Origin of the sequence: Sphingobium sp. Cam5-1 (genome assembly GCF_015693305.1) — a bacterium.
Classification (GTDB): Bacteria; Pseudomonadota; Alphaproteobacteria; order Sphingomonadales; family Sphingomonadaceae; genus Sphingobium.
Map to the genome: position 1 here is coordinate 290,759 of NZ_CP065140.1, position 18,608 is coordinate 309,366.

Annotated in this window: 14 protein-coding genes and 2 pseudogenes; 14 read left to right on the forward strand and 2 right to left on the reverse strand. The window is 60.4% G+C overall.

Translation table 11 applies throughout. The annotated features are described in order from the left end of the window. Positions 1–3: 3 nt before the first annotated feature. From IZV00_RS19985 to IZV00_RS20045, 13 genes and pseudogenes are all read left to right on the forward strand, one after another. On the forward strand, positions 4–345 hold the full coding sequence (locus IZV00_RS19985; protein ID WP_052628291.1) for a hypothetical protein: 342 nt from the start codon (positions 4–6) through the stop codon (positions 343–345). Beyond that, positions 338–1,003, forward strand: coding sequence for a TrbI F-type domain-containing protein (locus IZV00_RS19990; protein WP_044663441.1), 666 nt, complete (start codon positions 338–340; stop codon positions 1,001–1,003). The genes IZV00_RS19985 and IZV00_RS19990 overlap by 8 nt, the downstream gene beginning before the upstream one ends. Beyond that, positions 984–1,520: a S26 family signal peptidase gene (locus IZV00_RS19995; RefSeq protein ID WP_196227592.1), complete on the forward strand. Its 537-nt coding sequence runs from the start codon at positions 984–986 to the stop codon at positions 1,518–1,520. The genes IZV00_RS19990 and IZV00_RS19995 overlap by 20 nt, the downstream gene beginning before the upstream one ends. After that, a complete protein-coding gene (gene traW / locus IZV00_RS20000; RefSeq protein ID WP_044663439.1) occupies positions 1,517–2,173 on the forward strand; it encodes a type-F conjugative transfer system protein TraW in 657 nt (218 codons plus the stop codon). Before IZV00_RS19995 ends, traW begins: the two co-directional genes overlap by 4 nt. Beyond that, positions 2,173–2,442, forward strand: coding sequence for a hypothetical protein (locus IZV00_RS20005; RefSeq protein ID WP_044663438.1), 270 nt, complete (start codon positions 2,173–2,175; stop codon positions 2,440–2,442). Before traW ends, IZV00_RS20005 begins: the two co-directional genes overlap by 1 nt. Then, the gene (gene traU / locus IZV00_RS20010; protein ID WP_044663437.1) at positions 2,439–3,458 is read left to right on the forward strand and encodes a conjugal transfer pilus assembly protein TraU; all 1,020 of its coding nucleotides are present in this window, start codon (positions 2,439–2,441) and stop codon (positions 3,456–3,458) included. Before IZV00_RS20005 ends, traU begins: the two co-directional genes overlap by 4 nt. Further along, a complete protein-coding gene (locus IZV00_RS20015) occupies positions 3,455–3,919 on the forward strand; it encodes a hypothetical protein (protein WP_044663436.1) in 465 nt (154 codons plus the stop codon). The genes traU and IZV00_RS20015 overlap by 4 nt, the downstream gene beginning before the upstream one ends. Continuing rightward, positions 3,916–4,665 carry a type-F conjugative transfer system pilin assembly protein TrbC gene (gene trbC / locus IZV00_RS20020; RefSeq protein WP_044663435.1) on the forward strand — a complete coding sequence of 250 codons (750 nt, stop codon included), beginning with the start codon at positions 3,916–3,918 and terminating at the stop codon, positions 4,663–4,665. The genes IZV00_RS20015 and trbC overlap by 4 nt, the downstream gene beginning before the upstream one ends. A gap of 1,928 nt (positions 4,666–6,593) precedes the next feature. Then, positions 6,594–7,463: pseudogene (locus IZV00_RS21575) on the forward strand (conjugal transfer protein TraN); the annotation flags it as partial. Between the two features lie 34 nt (positions 7,464–7,497). Then, positions 7,498–7,839, forward strand: coding sequence for a hypothetical protein (locus tag IZV00_RS20030; protein WP_044663588.1), 342 nt, complete (start codon positions 7,498–7,500; stop codon positions 7,837–7,839). 9 nt (positions 7,840–7,848) lie between these two features. After that, on the forward strand, positions 7,849–8,667 hold the full coding sequence (locus IZV00_RS20035) for a conjugal transfer protein TraF (protein WP_443020089.1): 819 nt from the start codon (positions 7,849–7,851) through the stop codon (positions 8,665–8,667). Between the two features lie 65 nt (positions 8,668–8,732). After that, on the forward strand, positions 8,733–10,133 hold the full coding sequence (locus IZV00_RS20040; RefSeq protein ID WP_044663586.1) for a conjugal transfer protein TraH: 1,401 nt from the start codon (positions 8,733–8,735) through the stop codon (positions 10,131–10,133). Positions 10,134–10,144: 11 nt separating this feature from the next. Next, positions 10,145–12,919 carry a conjugal transfer protein TraG N-terminal domain-containing protein gene (locus IZV00_RS20045; protein WP_044663434.1) on the forward strand — a complete coding sequence of 925 codons (2,775 nt, stop codon included), beginning with the start codon at positions 10,145–10,147 and terminating at the stop codon, positions 12,917–12,919. 1 nt (position 12,920) lies between these two features. On the opposite strand, the gene IZV00_RS20050 is transcribed toward IZV00_RS20045, so the two are convergent. Next, positions 12,921–13,109 (reverse strand): hypothetical protein, encoded by a 189-nt coding sequence (locus IZV00_RS20050; RefSeq protein WP_196227593.1) that lies wholly within the window; start codon positions 13,107–13,109, stop codon positions 12,921–12,923. 642 nt (positions 13,110–13,751) lie between these two features. Here IZV00_RS20050 and IZV00_RS20055 point away from each other — a divergent pair. Further along, a pseudogene (locus IZV00_RS20055) lies at positions 13,752–15,709 on the forward strand (BCCT family transporter). 347 nt (positions 15,710–16,056) lie between these two features. On the opposite strand, the gene IZV00_RS20060 reads toward IZV00_RS20055, so the two are convergent. After that, the gene (locus tag IZV00_RS20060) at positions 16,057–18,582 is read right to left on the reverse strand and encodes a DEAD/DEAH box helicase (RefSeq protein WP_044663432.1); all 2,526 of its coding nucleotides are present in this window, start codon (positions 18,580–18,582) and stop codon (positions 16,057–16,059) included. Positions 18,583–18,608: the final 26 nt, after the last annotated feature.

Sequence of the window (18,608 nt, forward strand, 5' to 3'; positions counted from 1 at the left end):
GCGATGACCGGCGGCAAGGATGAGAGAAAAGCGCGGTATGTCCCGATTGTACGGAGCGCTGAGCGGGTGATCGGTTGGGCGGGCCTTGCATGGTTGATCCTCGACATGGCCGCCTTCCTTGCCGGCATAGTGCTCATGACCTGGGGCCTGTTCGTCTTTGCCTTCCTGTGCCTGGGAGGATTTTCGCTCGACGGCATGATGCATCAGCTGACCAATCTTTCCTCGCGCTACATCGCGGCCAGCCCGGAGCGCGCCCTGTCTTTCCAGATGCTGCTGCTGGTTTCCCACCTTCTGCTCTCGCTCATTCTCCTCTTCCTGCGAAGGCATCGCATTCCCCATGTCTAAGCCCACACAACTCGACCTCACCCTTCCGCCTCCTCCCGCGCCTTCCGCCGCTGCGCAGCGGCGCAGGCCGGTTTTCGCCGGATACAGCCGCGGTCAGATCCTGGTTGGGGCTGTGATCCTCCTGGGGCTCATCTGGGCAATGTGGGTGACAAGGACGCTTCTTGCGCCGCGCCGCGACCAGATCGTTTCCGCCCGGCTGTCGGCCATTGTCGGTGAATATGTGCAAGCGCAGGCGCGATCAGCCTCGCCGCCCGAACAGATTGCGGCGGAGACGCGCCGTTTCATGGCGAGGCTGGAAGGAGAATTGCAGCGCCGCTCCCATGACGGGCAGGTGGTGATGGCAGGAGAAGCGGTGCTGAGCAGGAACGTGCCGGATATCACCGAGAGTGTCAAAAAAGCGGTCTATGCTTCGGGCATTTCCCTGCCGAGGCAAGCGCGTGTGCGGGAAAAGGAACCGCCTGTGCAAGGGGCCGTGCCGGCCGCGGCTGCCGCTGGCGAAGGACCGGACCTGCCAGACCCTTTTGCCGCCGCTGCACCCCCGGCGCAACGGACAACTCCGGGCGCACAGGGCGTAAGCGATGCGACCGCCGCGCCGGGCTTTGCCGCAGGCGCCTCGGTCGCGACCTTTGGAGGAACCGATGGCGCGACCGCACGGTGATAGCGCGCCCCGGCCGTGGCGGGCGGCGAGACGTCGATGGTTGCTGCTCACAGGCGCAGTCCTGTTGTGCCTCGCCCTGAGCGCGCTCCAGCATTGGCGCAGCTCTCACCTCCTGTTGATCAACCTGACCCAATCGCTGCCGAATTGGGCCTTCCTGGTCGAGCGGGACCGATTGCCGGCGAGGGGTGACTATATTTTCTTCCAGCCGCCGCCCGGAGCGCTGCTCCGCCGCCATTTTGGCGAAAGGCGCCAGCCCTTCGGCAAGCTGGTTCTGGGCATGCCGGGCGATGTCGTAGCGCATCAAGGCGCCCTCGTGACCATTAACGGGCGTCCGGTGGTGACGATGAAGCCCCGTACGCGCCTTGGCGAACCTCTGACCCCGGGACACACTGGCCCCGTGCCGCGCGGCTGCTATTTTGCGGGGTCCGCGCATAAGGATGGGTTCGACAGCCGTTATGCCGAAATCGGCTTTGTCTGCAGTCGCCAGATTATTGGCACAGGGGTTCCGATCCTGTGAGGCGGCTCTTGTCCGGCGCCGGCATTGTGGGGTCCCTGGCGGGGGCTGCGTTCGCCATCGGTTCGATGGGCGCAGACGCGAAGGATTATGGGCAGGCCGGACAGACATTCCCCGTCGTTGAGCCGGACCTTCTTGCAACGATCGAGAGCCGGCTGAAGCGAGCCGAAGCCAGCGGTGAGATCGCACGGATGAACGAGCAGTTTGCCCGGCGGGTCGAAGCAAAGGTGCGCAGACCCGATCCGGTGAGCGGGCTATCTCCAGCCAATCGGCCGAAGGAATGGGATTTCGATCCGTCGGTCATTTTGGAGCGGGACATTCGGGACCAGAAGGGGCGACTGATCGCGGCGGCCGGACAGAAGATCAATCCGCTCGATTTCCTCAAGATCGCTCAGGACCTTGTCTTCATAGACGGCGAAAATCCTGCCCAGATGCAATGGGCGACCTCGCGTTACGATGAAAGCCAGGCCAAGATCATCCTCGTGGCGGGCTCACCGATCGAGGAAATGACCCGCCGCCAGCGGCGTTTCTATTTCGACCAGCAGGGCCGCCTTACCGCCAAGTTCGGCATTCGGCACACACCGGCCGTGGTGAAGCAGGCGGGCAAGGTCATGCGCGTGCGCGAGATCCTGCTGGTGAAGGGGAGGGCGAGCTGATGCCTCTCTGGCTGGAACTGCTGCGCACGCCGATGGCGGCCCCGGAGACCGCGCGTCTCCGCCGGCTGCGCATGGCCTGGCAGCTTTTGTGTGTTTTGACGGCCCTTTGCGTCGCCTTCTTCTCAACGATGCGCGCGCTGATGGGAAGGGCCGCCCTCTATCTTGTCGCGATCATCCTTGCGCTCACCCTTTTGCAGAGCCTCCTCTACTGGAATGCCAAGCAGCGCGCCGACAATCGCCTGTTCGATAGCGGGGAAGAAGGGGAATGAACCGTCTCCTGCGGCACTCGGTCCTTGCTCTGACGGCCCTGCTGTCCATTGTTGCGATGGCGCCTGCGGCCATTGCCGCGCCGAGCTGCAATGGCAAGTTCGTCAATCCCATCACCGATGTCTGCTGGTCCTGCCTCTTCCCCCTGTCGGTCGGCGGGCTCAAGATCTGGCCTGGCAATCGGCCCGATGCCAGTAATCCGTCCTCGCCTGTCTGCGCCTGCGCCGACCCCATTCCGCGCATCGGCATTTCGATCGGCTTCTGGGAGCCGGCAAGGCTCGCCGATGTCACGATGAAGCCCTGGTGTTTCCCTAATCTTGGCGGGGTGCGGATCGCGCCGGGCTTCGATATCGGCCAGGGCTATATGGCAGGCCCATCGATGGTCGGTGGCCGGTCGCAAAGCACCGCCAAATGGCACGTTCACTGGTATGTCTATCCGCTTCTTTACTGGATGGAGCTGCTCACGGACTTTCTCTGCTTCGAGCAGGCGAGCTTCGATATAGCCTATATGACCGAGGTTGACCCGCTCTGGCAGGACGATGCCTTGTCGGGCCTCATCAATCCGGAGGCGATCGTGTTCGCCAATCCCGTCGCGCAGGCCGCCTGCGCCGCCGACTGCGTAACGGCGACAGCTTCCATGCCGATCGACACGCTGTTCTGGTGCGCGGGCTGTCAGGGCTCCATGTATCCCATGAACGGGAACATTCCCTCCTCGATCGGACATGTTCAGTCTTCCCGCCTAGCGCTCTCGCGGTTCGCGTACAAAATGCATCGCCAAGGGCTTGCCTGGGGAACGATGGGGTCGAAGGGGCTGTGTGAAAAATATGTCATGCCGATCATGCGAAAACAGCAATATCGGTTCCAGATGGTGAACCCGATCCCGACGGTGTCGGGTCGCTATGCCTGCTCGCCGATCGGCGCATCCACCATGCCTCCAGGAACTGGACGCTCCTACCCCGCCGGCGGCGAGGACATGGGCTACCTTGTCTGGAGGAAGAGGAATTGCTGCGTGCTATGAGCGAGCCGAAGGCAGCCCAAAGCCTCGTGATGGACGCTTTGACCGCAGAGGGAGGCGCTGCGTCGGCGCTGGGCACGGCATTCCGCCGGATCCGTCACGTGCTCGAGGGCCGCGAACTTTCCGGGAGAATTGATCGGCATGAGCAGGATATTCTCGATGTCGCGCGGGCTTCATTGACCCTTCTTGACGAAATCGAGGAGGGACGCAGCGGTAGCTGGGCAGCGAGGCACTTGCGTGATCTTCTTGAAAGGCAATTGGTAGCTGGCTGCAGGGGCGATATCGGCGCTCCGCGCATCCGGGGTAAGGGCGTCAGGTCCGCCCTCCTTGGCGGCAGCCTCCTCTTCGCGATGGTTCTTGCCGTCGTTTTGACGCTCGGCGCCAGGAACGGAGAAGCGGACAAAGGCGAATTGCACGCCCCCCACATGCAGCTCTCGACGGCAATGGAGGAGCCTGGACGATGAAGCATGCCTGGACATATGTCGCTGTCGCTATTCTGCCTGGCGTTGTCGGGGTTTCGGCGCTTGTGGCGCAGAAGGCCGATGGCTTGGACATCCAGGCCGTCAAACGCCGGGCCGCGAGCATCCAGAGCGACGCCGAAGCGTTTGCCAGCCATGTGAAGGATCGGGGTGAGGCTTTCCGCGAAGACGCCCTTGCCGTGCAGGCCGGTGGCACCGCCAATATGCGCAAGGTCGCGACGGCGAGCCTGCCCGACGGTCCGGACGGTTCGATAGATTTCGATGAGATCGTCTCGGGCGCCGCCGCCAATCTGGAAGGCGGTCGTGGCGAGGCCTCGCAATTCATCGCCTTCGCCAGCCTGTCCATGCCACCCGCTTCTCTTCGGCAGATGGTTCGAGATACCGCGAAGGCCCGAGGCATCGTCGTATTTCGCGGATTTCCTCGCAACAGCATGAAGGTTTTTTCGGCCGCGCTTGCCAGGGTGGTCGATGAAAAGGATTTCCCGGCCATCGGGATTGATCCGCGGCTTTTTCGCGCCTTCGATGTCAAGGCAGTCCCCACTTATGTCGCGGTGTCGTCGGATTTCGACCCATGCTCAGGTTTCAACTGCCGGACCAGCGTCCCTCCCTATGATCGCATGACCGGCAATGTGACGGTGCAATATGCGCTGGACAGCTTCGTCGATGGAAATGGTCCAGGAGCGCAAATCGCGGCCATTGCTCTTGCCAACCTTGAGCGAAACCGTCGATGAAGCGGTTCACCTCCCTTCTGTTGCTGGCCTTCCTTGGGCTTGCCATGCCGACGTCGGCGCAAATGACGAGCCAGCAGGCCCGCGAGGAAGGTAAAGCTCTCGGCGCGGCGATGCGCAGTGATGAAAACTGGGTTCCGACGCGCGAGTCCCAGGCGGTCGTACCTGGCTACCAGGGTGTGGAACTCCCCGAGGCGGACTATTTCAGCAATCCTGACAAGCTGGCCAGCGACGCCAATGCGCTTAAAGGGACAAGCCAAGCTTATCAGATCTCGACCGACGCCGCAAAAAGCCGGCCCACCTTCTCTCTCGATGAGATCAAGGCGGTGACGGCCAATGCTTCCGCAATCGAGAAGGATCCCTCCACGCAGCTGGGCGGTGAGACCATCAGCGGCGCCAGCGGCGAGTGCAAACCTCTGCCGGCGCAAGAAAGCCAGATCTATTATGATGCCACCTGCGACACCGGCGTCGTCGTCAATTCCGTGCCGGCTGAGACGATCTATAGCTGCCCTCCCGGATGGACGCTCGATGGCACGACATGCTTGATGACGGAAGTGGTCCCAGCCAATATCAGCTATAGCTGCGATGCAGATTGGACGTTGGACGGTTCACAATGTGCGCAATCACAGCCCGCCAATGTGAGTGCCTATAGCTGCCCGCCGGGCTGGAGCCTCAGTGGTAGCCGATGCAGCCGCACCTTGTCGCAGGAGGCCTCTGTGACGGGCTATGCGTGCCCCGATGGATACAGCCTCGCCGGATCGACTTGCCAGACGACAATAACGAGCGCGGCGAGCCCTAACTATTCCTGCCCGAGCGGCTATTCGCTCGCGGGAACGATGTGCGTGCGCAATTTCAATTATCAGGCCACGGTAACCTATTCATGCGAAGCAGGCTGGACGCTCAATGGATCGACCTGCACGCGGCAGGTCACACAGCCGGCCACGCAAAGCTATTCCTGTCCACCTGGATATAGCCTGGACAATGGAACCTGTACGCAGAGCGCCAACTATCAGGCAACGGCAACCTATAGCTGTCCCAGCGGCGGGACGGTGCAGGGCGATAAATGCGTTACCACCAGCACGACATCGGCCACCCCGGCTTATGCCTGTCCCTATTATTATTATAATCCCACCGGCTTTTCGGGTGGACCTCATTGCGTGATGCGCAAGGCGGAATTCGCAAGCCGGAAATGCGCTCCCACGGTCGACAGGCCCGGCAGTATCGAGTTCGTTCGGGAAGAGAAGAAATATGGCGATAAATGGTGCCTGTACAAGCCCCTGACGACCTATACCTGTCCCAGCGCATTCTGGAATTTCGATCCTGCCTATAGCCAGTGCGTGTCAAACATCGTGCAGGATGGCACGGTCACCTATACATGCCCGCAAGGTGGCAATTTGCAGGGGACAAGCTGCTATCGCACCAATGTAACAGGCGCCACCGTCACACATGTCTGCCCTGCAGAATATACGTTATCTGGACAAACATGTGTGAAATCGGAATATAAGTCCGCCAACGTCCAATATGGTTGCCCTGGCGGGGGCGCTCTGTCTGGCGCAACCTGCTCGGCAAGCGAGCAGATCGCCGCCTCGGTGACCTATTCCTGCCCTTCGGGATACAGCCTCAACGGTACAAGCTGTTCGCGCACCGAAGCACTGGCTGGTACGCCGATTTATGCCTGTCCCACAGGCTATGCGCTGAGCGGTGCCACATGCAGCAGGCTGGAAGATCAGGGGGCGACACCGATCTACGCCTGCCCCGCAGGCTATGTGCTCTCGGGCTCGCAATGCACCGCGACCGTGGCGGCGCAGCCCAATCATTATTGCCCGGTGGATTATACGTTATCGGGCCAGCAATGCTCCAAGGTCCACAGCCAGGCAGCCTCCTCTCATCAGCAATGTCCGGCAGGATCGAACAGTAACCCCGACGGGACGTGCTATACTGAAGACCCGCAAACGGACTGCGGCGATCTCCAGGCAAATCCGCAATGCAGCTGGAAATACGATAATTGTCTGGACGAGACTCCGTCCGGCGACGCCTGCAAGATGACCGAGCGCGTCTTCCGATGTCCGGTACCAGGTGGAAAGATCGAACAGCCGGCCGAATATGTGTGCGGCGACGATGTCTACTGCATCAACGGTGATTGCGAGGCGATCGAGCGCGAAGCTTCCACCGAGTTCAAGGATGCGCTGACGGCTCTCCATGCGGTCGACACCGCCGGGAAGGATTTCGATCCGGACGACATGCATGTTTTCCCCGGCGAGCGCGACACATGCAGCAAGAAGATCTTCGGTGCCGTGAACTGCTGCGCGGGCAAGGTCTCCGGATTGGTGCCGCTGGGCGTCGGCGGCGCCGCGCTCGCAGGCGCTATCAGTGGCAATGTCGCCGCACTGGCGGGAGTCGCGACGCAATTTCTTACCACCTTCATGTGTTCTACCGAGGAGAAAATGCTCGATGTGAAGGATCGTATGGGCTTCTGCACCTTCGTTGGAAGCTATTGCTCTTCCAGCATCCTGGGTGTCTGCACCACCAAGCGGAAGACCTATTGCTGTTTTGAAAGCAAGCTGTCGCGCATTCTGCAGGAACAGGGGCGTCCTCAGATCAACAAGCCTTTCGCAAAGCCCAGAAACGAGCAGTGCGAAGGCTTCACGGTCGATGAATTTTCGCGCCTCGATCTCTCGGTAATGGATTTCACGGAAGTCTATGCAGACTTCATGGATGCGGTTCGGATGCCCGACGAAGTTCAGACGATGACCGATATCCAGCAAAAGATACAGGACTATTATGAACTTCACAGCCAGTGACGCGCCTTCGCGGCATCAGCCATTTGATTGGGAGATGACGGCCTTTGAGCTGGCCGTTTTCATTTGCATCTACCGAAGTCCAACCCCTCTTTTGCTTGATGAGGTCCGTCGGGAAGTCAGTCTCTGGTTTGAGCGGGTGATCGGTTCCGAGGACCTGAAAGGCTGTATTGAATATATGCTGGGGCGACGATGGCTGTTGCAATCGGGAGACCGGCTTCGGGCCAGCAACAGGGGCCGGATCATAGCTCGTCCTCTCGTGAACGGCATCATCCGGATGCTGGATCAGGGGACCCGGCTCCTCGATGTAGCGCTGATGATGTCGATCCTTCGGCTGACGCATGACCAGTTGGCCAATCCTGTTGAAGATGATGGGTGACAAGGAACCATGGCGATGACGAAGACGATCACGCAAATCGCGACCTTGCTACTCGCTGCAATAGTCTCGCCAGGGGTGGCCATGGCACAGCTTACGTCTTCCGAAGCCATGCAGGCTGAGGATCACGAAGACGGCTTTTACTGTCGCGAGCGGCGACTGGGACAGTGGTTCTATTGCACCAGGCCCAAGGATCCCGAGCGCCCTTCTTTGGTTCCGCAGGCCAGCGCCGCGGAACGAATGGCGGCCATCAGCCGGGAGCTCGATGAACTGAAGGCCAGGGCGATACTGGAACCGACGCAAGAGAATGTCATCGCCTATGTGCGTTTCCAGCGCGAACAACTCGACCGAGCGTCGACATTCTCCGATACATGGCAACGGGCGCTGTGGCAGAATCCGGATCTCGACTACACGCTTCAGCGCCCTGTGAATACCGTGGGCAAGCGGGCGTGGCTCGATAATCGCAAAGCCGATCGGGATACTGTTCTGACCAATCTCGGGCAGCGCTACGGTCTATTCTATTTTTATGCGCAAAGCTGCGGGGCCTGCGAGATTTTCGGGCCCATACTCCGTTCGGTTGCCGATAGTCATGGGATGACCGTGATGGCCGTTTCCATGGATGGTGGCCCGAACCGGGACTTTCCCAATTATGTGGTGGATTCAGGGCAGCGCGCCCGCATGGGTGTTGCCGGCAACCAGACGCCCGCGCTGGTGCTGTTCGACACCGCCACCAGGCGCACCATCCCTGTAGGTTTCGGTCTCCTCTCCGCTGAGGAGATAATGGATCGGATCTTCATGTTGACCAACACGAAGGTAGGGAGCGACTTCTAATGCCGGAAGGACATGAAACCGGTTGGTCTCGCCGCATGCTCAAACGTGCAGGCTCCGCCATAACCATGGTTGTCGCCGTTCACCTGGCGCTCGTTGGCGTGGCAGATGCAAATGTTGCTTCAGAAATGAACAATTTCTTCAGCGAGGCGGGCGGCGCGGCCAATGTGACGGGGCCTTCGTCGTTCCAGGGTCAGTCAGCTGGCTATTATTCGCTCGGGAATGTCTGGACACGCTTCCCTCAAAAGAGCGTTGCTCCCTTCAATCTTCAGCTTCCCGGCGCGCGAGCCGGCTGCGGCGGCATAGACCTGTTCAGTGGGAGCTTCTCCTTCATCAATGCTTCCGAGATCGTGGCGATGCTCAAGGCTACGGCCAACAACGCGCTCGGTTTCGCCTTCAAGCTGGCGATCGATTCCGTTTCCCCGGAGATTGGCAAGGTCATGGACGAGTTCAGCCAGAAGGCGCAGCTCCTCAACCAGATGAATATCTCGAGCTGCGAGACGGCCCAGGCTCTTGTTGGCGGCCTTTGGCCAACCATGGACACGACCCGCGCCACGATCTGCGAGGCGGTTGGCAATTCCCAGGGCGTATTTTCCGACTGGGCTGCATCCCGCCAGGGTTGCAATAATGGTGGAAGCCGCGACAGCACGATCGCCGGCAATGCTGACGCTGCGATGACGGATCAGCTCGTAGGCGAGAATCACAACTACACCTGGGAAGCATTGAAGAAATCAGCCAAGTTCGGCGCCTTCGACCAGGAATTTTCCGAATATATCATGACGTTGGTGGGGACTATCATCACCCGGCCATCCGCCGATGCCAGCATAGGCGGGAATGTGATCATGTATGGGCCAGCCGAGGAGGCGGTTGTCACCGCGCTCCTCGACGGCACCGAAAATGGGCCCGCCATCAAGGTGCTCAAATGCAATGATCCAAATTGCTACGATGTGGGCGAGACCACGCTCGCCATCCCTTCTTCCGCGGCTCTCCGTCCCCGGATCAGGCAAATGATCAGGGACATGAGCATCAAGGCTCGCACAAACGGGAGCCTGACATCGGCGGAGAAGCAACTGCTCAATATGGCGACTATCCCGCTCTACAAGATCGTCACGGTGCAGGCTTTCGCTCACAACGCGCTGACCGATGGCGAGATAGAGGCCTTGTCCGAGATTGTGGCTGTGGACATGTTGAACGCGATGCTGGACAATATGCTCGATCGTGTCGAGCAGGCCAGGGTTCACTATCAGACCGCGGACCAGGCAACCGCAGAGCAATGGAAGGCACAGATTGCGGCCACCCGGCAAAAGTTCGGCGCCCGGGAAGTCAAGCTCAGCAACAAGCTGCAATTGACCTATCAGGTTATCAACCGAAGCATATTCCTTGAATCGACATTGCAGAACAGCATGTCGCCGGGCATGTCCGCTGCGCTCAATTTTTCACGCGGCCTCAGCGCCCAGGGACTCCAGTAGGCGTTCGGGCGGTGCTGGAGGTCTTCACGGTTGGCGGGGGCGAATATCTCGTCAACATGTTCAACGCCGTGGCTGCCTGGACCGGGGGCGGCGGCTATCGCTCCATGATCCGCGTGATCATGGTGATGGGCCTTATCTATTCGCTGTTCGTGGTGGCTTTCACGCTCAACTACAAGGCGTGGCTCAACTGGTTCATCCAGGCCACCGGCATCTACATGTGCCTGATGGTCCCGACAGTGGACGTCAAGGTGACGGACCGGATCAATCCGGGACTCGCGCCGGCGACGGTCGCCAACGTCCCGCTCGGGCTTGGGGTTCTTGCCAGCTTTACGACTCAGATCGGGGATTATCTGACGCGAACGGCCGAGACGGTCTTTGTGATGCCGGCCGAGCTCAACTACAGCCGGAACGGCCTGGTATATGGCGCGCGCCTGTTCGATGCGGCACGCCATTTCAATATCCAGGACGCCGAATTTTCTGCCAATCTTGATCACTATATGAAGCAATGCGTCTTCGGCGATATCATGCTCTATCAAAAGTCCCTGACCGATCTTGCGAAGGCGACAAATCTTTGGGCGGCCATTGGCTCGACCGCTGAATCGCGGTCGCAGGAATGGCTCGAACGCAGCGGCGGGACGGTCGCGGCCTATATCGTGACGTGCCGGGATGCCTATGCGATGCTTGATGCACAATGGGCTTCTATGATCGATGCAAATTCGAAGCTATGGGGTCTGGAAGTCTATCCCAAGCTCAGTGAATCGATCGCCCAGGCCAAGCTTCGCAACGACGTGCCGATCGCGAACCAGGCCTTCACGCAATCGACGGACGGTTTTGCCGAGACGATGCGGCAGAACACCGCCATTCATGCATTCATGCGGGCTCGCAACAATATGAGCGGCAGCACCATTGATGCGTTCGCACAAACCCGCGCGGACATACAGGCCCGCAACACCTATAACAGTATCGCGCAACAGGCGATGACATGGGTGCCGATCCTGAACATCGTACTGACGGTTGTTTTCTTCGCCATGTTTCCGGTCATCTTTCCGCTTTTCCTGATGCCCCAGACGGGTGTCTCCGCGCTCAAGGGTTATGCGACGGGATTCTTCTATCTTGCAGCCTGGGGACCGCTCTATGTCATTTTGCACATGATCTGCATGACGCGCGCCGAGGCCGCCGCGGCAGGGGTGGCCAAGGGCGGCGTCACATTGGGGACCTATGCCGGCATCGATGCGGTGAACGCAGAGACGGCGACCATCGCCGGCTTCATGCTGATGAGTGTGCCCTTCCTTGCCGCAGGCCTGGCGCGCGGCGCGATGTCCATCGCGGGCCAGTCCATGTCCATGCTGGCGCCAGCGCAAAATGCGGCAGAGGCTGCCGCACTGGAAGAGACGACTGGCAACTACGCCTATGGCAATGTCAGTTGGGCAAACCAGACGTCGAACATGCGTCAAAGCGATCAGTGGAACACGGCGCCCGCCTACCAGACGGGAAGCTCGGCGTTCAGCGTTCGCCAGGCCAATGGCACAATTGTATCGAGCTTTGGCAACGGGCAGGAGGTGATCGACACCTCCCATGCGATTTCCCGCCTTGGCTTCGTGCCGACGGCGAGCACCGGGTTCGTGTCCGAGATGCGGGAGCAGGCCCATGAAGCCCATCGCCAGGCCCAGGTCTATCGTGCGGCGGCCAATGATATTCTCACCAGCACGCATACGGATCGTAGTTCATCCGGCATGTCGTCCGAGCGTAGCTCGGGATGGGACAGCAGCTCTGGCCGGAGTGCGAACAGCTCAATGGAGGAATTCGACCGGCAATCAGGAAGCAGCTCATCGGGTATCGACCAGAGAAGCTCGACGGGCTTTGGACAATCTGAAAGCCGTGGGCGGGATTGGACCTCCAACTGGAATGAACAGGTTAGCGGGGCTCTAAGCGGTCAGCTTGGTTTCGCCGGGAAGGGCGGCCGGGCGGGCTTAGGGGCCGGTATGAACGGAAATGCAGGGTTCACGGCCAATCAGAATGATCAGTTGAGTCAGGGTTCCAGAGAATCGCGGTCCCATGATGAAACCAGCAGCTCCTACAGCGGCGTTCGGGACGAGCATTCAACCGGTAACAATATTTCGATGTCCGATGGCACTTATGAAAAGGATGGAGTGTTCAGCCGCGCTTCAGTCGCTTCGTCTTCGTTCCAGGGGCGGGAAGACGCGCTCTCCCGTGCCCGTTCCTATCAGGAATCGGCGGAAAAGCTGGAAGAGCTGTCGCAGCAGCTTTCTCGCGATGCGAGCTATGCGGAAACCCACGGCATGCAGTTGAGCGAGAATTTGAGCCAGGATCTTGCCCAGTGGTATCGCAGGCAGCAGATGAATAACCCAGGCCTTGATGCTCCCGAACTATGGGCGACGGATCTGACCGATCATCAGCGCATGGCGCGAGATAGCATGATCAGCCGCTGGATGGGTGAGAAGCAAGATGCGATCCGCGCGAGCGTGCAGGACAGCTTGCGCGAACCTGCCCTTGTCGATGTGCCCCACCGCGACATCGGTGATGCAGCTGACGTCAGGAAAGCCTATCATCCGCAAGGTGTGTCAGATCTTCCAAATGGACCGGACGTCGGCAATCCCGACACTGCCTCAGCATTCATCGAGCAGGGAAAGACGGCCTTTGCGACGGACAAGTCCGCGGCAGCCGCAGTGAGAGTTGGTCACGCAGAGGCAGGGGCAGAATTACAGAACAATGTGAACCGCGAGACGGGACGGAAGTTCTTTCAATCTCTTCCGCCGGATGAGTGACTTATCCAGCGAGATAGAAATAAAGCAGCACCCCGATGACCAGAACCAAGCCAATCGCTCGCCCAATCAACGCTCCTGTTGAAAGTTCGACCACATCATCCCCATAATCGTAGGCTTCGGGAGGGACCTGCCTAATGACGGGTCCCCCGGTCGTGTTTTGGGTCGTGAAATACGTATTCCAGTCCATCATCTTCCCAAACCTCCGAAGCTGTACTCTACGAAACTCAACGTTTATTCGCAAGTTTTCAGAAACAGATGGTGCCCGACGTCTATCATTATTGGCTGTATCAATCGGAGGTCGCAAAAAGCAGAACGGAGCTAGCCAGAGGTGCGGTTCGGCAATGATGGCCATTTCCCTGTAGGTTGACGATCGCCGACAAGCGCAGGCATGAGCTGACGGGGGACCATAAGGGGAACTGTTCGATGACGGTTACGACGAGATGGCGGAAGACCTGCGGGTTGCCACCATCGCTGGCGCTCCTTACGCGCAGCTTCCAAGCTGAGTACACCAACACGCCATCAGGTCATGATAGATTGGCATCTCGCTCGACTGTGGGCAGAATCTCCGCGTCATCCAATGTAGGCAAGCCGTGTGCCGTACATCGCGCACTATGATGGAAGTTCGAGCACACTGACGAACGCAGGGGCTTGGCAGAGGATCGTTTATTCCGGGCACCGGCCAAGGCGCAACGAGGCCACGCATCGGGGCTGCCTGCCGACATTGAAAAGCCCACGCGCGATATCCTAAGGTGCATTTGCTGAAATTAAAGATGGAAAGCCTTCATTGACCGAGCCCATATTCTCCGCTGACAAGCCATCCTGGCTACCCTCGATGCGAGACATATCCCCGGTCACATTCTTCGGCTCGGCCATTGTCGCTGTCGGACTCATCATATTTGCCAGCATTTTTCCCGAGAAGGCCGCCACTCTGTTCCAGAGCAGTAATGCGTGGATCATCCAGGATGTCGGCTGGTTCTATCTGCTGTGCGTGGGCATCTTCGTCGTTTTCCTCTTCCTCCTCGCCGCCAGCCCACTGGGACGCGTGCGACTGGGGCCAGATGATTCCGTTCCTGACTATAAATTCAGCACATGGGTCGCGATGCTGTTCAGCGGCGGCATGGGCATCGGCATCGTTTTTTATGGCGTCGCCGAACCCATCACGCACTTCTCCCATCCGCCCGACGCTGGACCGGGAACAGCGCAGGCCGCGCGCGACGCGATGGAAGTCACGTTCTTCCATTGGGGCATCCATGCATGGGCGATTTACGCGGTCATGGGACTGGCGCTGGCCTATTTCGGGTATCGGCGGGGCGAGCCGCTCTCCATCCGTTCGGCCTTTCTCCCCTTTTTGGTGAGCGCGTTCGTGGGCCGCTGGGCGATTTCATCGACATTTTCGCGGTGGTGGGCACGCTCGCCGGGCTAGCCACATCACTCGGCCTGGGCGTGTCGCAACTCAATGCATCTTTCACCTATCTGATGGGCATTGCCCAGACGCTGGACATGCAGATGTGGCTGATCGCTATCGTCACCGTGTTGGCGACGATCACGGTTGCGACCGGCCTGGACAACGGCATCAGGTGGATGAGCGAGGCGATCATCGTCATCTCGGGTATCCTGATGCTGCTGATCCTGGCGCTTGGCCCGACACAGTTCCTGCTGCAGGCTTTCGTCGAGAATATCGGGCTCTACCTCAACGGCTTCGTCGCTCGCACTTTCCACATCTATGCCTATCAGCCGACCGACTGGATTGGCAACTGGACGCTCTTCTATTGGGGTTGGTGGATTTCCTGGGCGCCGTTCGTCGGGCTGTTCATCGCCCGCATTTCGGGGGGGCGGACGATCCGCGAGTTCCTGCTGGGCGTCCTGCTCGCGCCGGCCGGATTCAGCTTCGTGTGGTTTACCATCTTCGGCGACGCTGCGATCTGGCTCGACACCAATGTCGCACATGGCGCGATTTCACGAACCGTCGCCGAGAACATGCCGATCGCGCTGTTCTCGCTGTTCGAATATCTGCCCTTGTCGACGGTTCTCGCCTGGATGACCGGGCTGTTGGTAGCAATCTATTTCGTCACGGCTTCCGATGCCGGAGCGCTGGTGATCGCAATGATTACCGCGCGCGATACGAACGAGGTTGAAGAGCCGGCGCTCTGGCTGCGCGTCTTCTGGGCGCTGACCTGTGGTGGCGTCGCTGCCGTGCTGCTGCTTGCGGGTGGTCTCGCCGCTGTACAGATGGCGGCGGTCATCGCCGCTTTCCCTCTCGCGATCATCATGCTCGCCATGTGCTACGGCATATGGATTTCGCTCCGGCGCGAGACGGCGATCGCCTGGGCCGAAAACATGCCTGCGGCGCCATTGGTAGGAACAAAGGGGCAATATGAATGGCGGCGACGCCTGGGCGCAATCGTCAGCCATCCGACCGAGCAACAGGTCCGCTCTTTCCTCGCTTCGACTATCCACAAGGCGCTGGATGCAGTGGCAGAAGAATTGCGCCGGCGGGCGATCAGCGCGACAGTAGCCGAGGAGGCCGACGGGATCATGCTGCGCGCCGAGCATGGCGCGGAAGGCGACTTCGTTTATGCGGTGCGCGCCGTCCCTCATCCGCTGCCGGCGTTTGCGCTCGTCGATTCCGCTCGCAAGCGGGATGACCGCCGACGTCGCTACTATCGCGCCGAGGTCTATTTGGAAGGCGGCGGTCGAGGGTATGATATTTACGGCTATGACAGCGAACAAGTGATCGCCGATGTCATCGCCCATTATGATCGATATCGTCACTTCCTGACCACCCAATAGAATGGAATTGTGGGTGTCAGACTTTATCTATGACGCGATCTCGACGGCTTTGTCTATATCGCTTGCGTGATCGACGTCTCCATGGCTGCAGAACTTAAGCCAACTAGCCTCCGGTTAATCTGAGTAGTTCATTCCCCGGCTCTAACGAACAGGAATGACGTAGCCGGGGACCTTTGCGAAAGGCGGCTTATGGATCGGAATCGAAGGAAGCGGACATTCAGCGTTGTACGCACCACATCGCTGAATGACAGAAATTCGGCCGTTGTTTGCACGTACGCGTCCGAGATGGTGGCCGCCTGAAGACGACATAGCCTCGCTAAACCGGACTTGCGCTGCTAGCAACTAGATCAGCGGGCCACCCGGCGTATCTCCTCGACTAGCAACGGTGACAGTTCGTACGCATCGAGCGTGGCGTCCTTCAGCCAGGCACGCGCCTCGCTGATCGTCATGTTCTTGTTGACCGCGGCATCGTTGAGAATTGCTGCGGCGACGCGCGACAGTCCGAGGCCCATGAAGCTGATCATCGACCGGTCGGAGGCACCAACCTCGAGATAGAGGGATATCGGAGGGACTGAGCCCGCCATTTCCGACAAGCCGATCTCATCCATAACTTGAAGGAGCACGGCGCAGTAGCACGACATCAGCCGGACCACCTCGAACCGGATCACCTTCTCTATGGTATCGAGAGTGTTGCGGATTACCGCCCGAGAGCTTTTCTTCTTGTCATAGTTGATGGCGCTGTCGATGATCTTCGGGAGAGGGGCGCCGCTCATCCAGAACACCGCCATCAGGGCATGGTACCTGTGCGATCCGTGGGTCTCCGGAAGTCCCAGCAGGTGCGTATGGCAGAGCCTCAGCAAGGACGCGTAGGAGGCGTATGCTCCGCTCTCGCGCGGATGTGCGGGAATCAGCGCGCGCACGCTCGCCTTTTCCGTACCCGCTCTGGCGAGAAGCGCCGCGTGAAGCGACTGCTGCCGATGCGGCGACAGATTCGGACTTTGGCGCACGACCTCGACAGGCAGCGTCAGCACTTCGACCACCTCGTCGAGTGCGGCCTGGACCCGTTCGGCCGACGCCGATGGCACGCCCGCCGCGGTCAGCCGCGACAGTGTGGTCGGCAGCTCGCCGCGCGAATAATCATCCAGGAGCCGGATGAACAGAGTCTCGAGGTCGCCGTCCGGCTTCCTGTCGTCACCATCGTCGTCGGCCATCGTCGCGACGAGATCCTCCAGCCGCTGCGTGACACCTTCCTGCAGGGCAGGTACGATATCGCTGTCCCTCTCCTGATCGAGCGGCTTGGCCTTCCACTCATCATAGTCGATCAGGAAGATGTTGCCCTGGAACTCGCGGCGGAGCCGCCCGGCGCGACCCGCGAGGTTCCAGAAGTCCGTACCCTCTAGAGGCCGCTGCCTGCCCTTCTCCGGCCTGCACATGAAGACGTTGCGGGCCGGCAGGTTCACGCCCTGCAGAAGCGTACTGGTGCACACCAGGAAGTCGATCGCACCATCCGCGAAGGCATCCTCCACGGCCTGCCGGACCTGCGCTGGCATGTTGGAGTAGTGGAAGCCAACACCCCGGCGGACCGCCGCCGCCAAGACGTAGGAGGGGTGCACCGACTGGGCGACGAGCTGTGCAACCGCCTCGCGCCGCGGCGTCGTCTCCCGGTCAGCAAACAGGTCGGCCAGCTGGATGGCCAAGTCCTCCGCCTCGGCGGCGCCGTTCGCATACACGATGGTAGGCGCACCCTTGCCGAGAGCGGCCGATATCTGTACGAGGCGCTCCTTCTTTGACGCGATCGTCTGTCCGATCGCGAACTCGCCGACCAGCGCCTCTTCGCCGCCCGGCTCGATGCTCGAGACGGAGAATTCGCCTTGGCGCGACGAGGTTACGCGCACGATCAGGAAGTTCTGTGCTACCGTCGGCTCAGTCGACGGAAGCGTCTCCACGCTATCGAGGCCGAAGGTGCGGCCGAACACGTCCAGATTACGGATGCCCGGGCTGGCGAAAAGCAACTGCGCATCCGCGCGCCGGCGGAGCAGGTCGTCCACGACCCACTGCAGCAGGATGCCGCGACCTTGGTCGGCAATGCTGTGGGCCTCGTCGACGATGACGATCCCGGCGCTCATCTCCGGATGCGCCGCCAGCATCAGCTGGGTCCTCTCCTGCGTCATCACGAATATCGCACGCGTCGGCAGCGGCTGATCTCCGTCGAGCGGCACGGTGACGATCTCCGGCGCCGCCTCCGTGCCGAAGAACAGGTCCGTCAGATCGCGTGCGACCTGCGCGATCAATGCACGGGTCGGCACAAGGTAGACGACGATGCACTCCCCGGCCTCGTCGAACACGCGGGCGAGATGGCCTTGGAGGATGAAGGACTTTCCAGCCGACGTCGGCGCGGCGACGGCGACGCTGCGCCCTTCGCCAAGTTTGCTCCACAGGTCGTGCTGGAAGCTCGTCAGCAGCGCGGGGCGATCCCGCAGCAGGACGCGGCGCCGGTCAGAGAGGGCCATCTCCTCGATCGCGAGATCCAGCGGTAGGTCCGCCGCGGCGGCGCCGACGTCCTCGCGCGTCTCAAGCGCTGGAAAGTTGCCAAGCCGGGCCAGCACCACGCGGAGCGCCTGCTGCATGGGCAGCGTTTTCGCGCCCACCACCTCGTAGGTCATGGTCGCTGAACGATATGCCTGGCGGCGATGCACCGGATCCGTCGAACAGGCCAGGATCGCTGAGGCCTGCATCAGGCGGACCGCTTCCTCCATTGTCACCTCGGGGTCGAGCGGCCTCCCCAGCTCGCGTGCCAGCCACGTCCGATGAGCCAGCGCAGCCGCATCATGGAAGCGGCTGTTCCCCCATATCTGATCGGCGAGTTCCTGCATCGGTCGACGTCCCCTTCGTGCTGTGC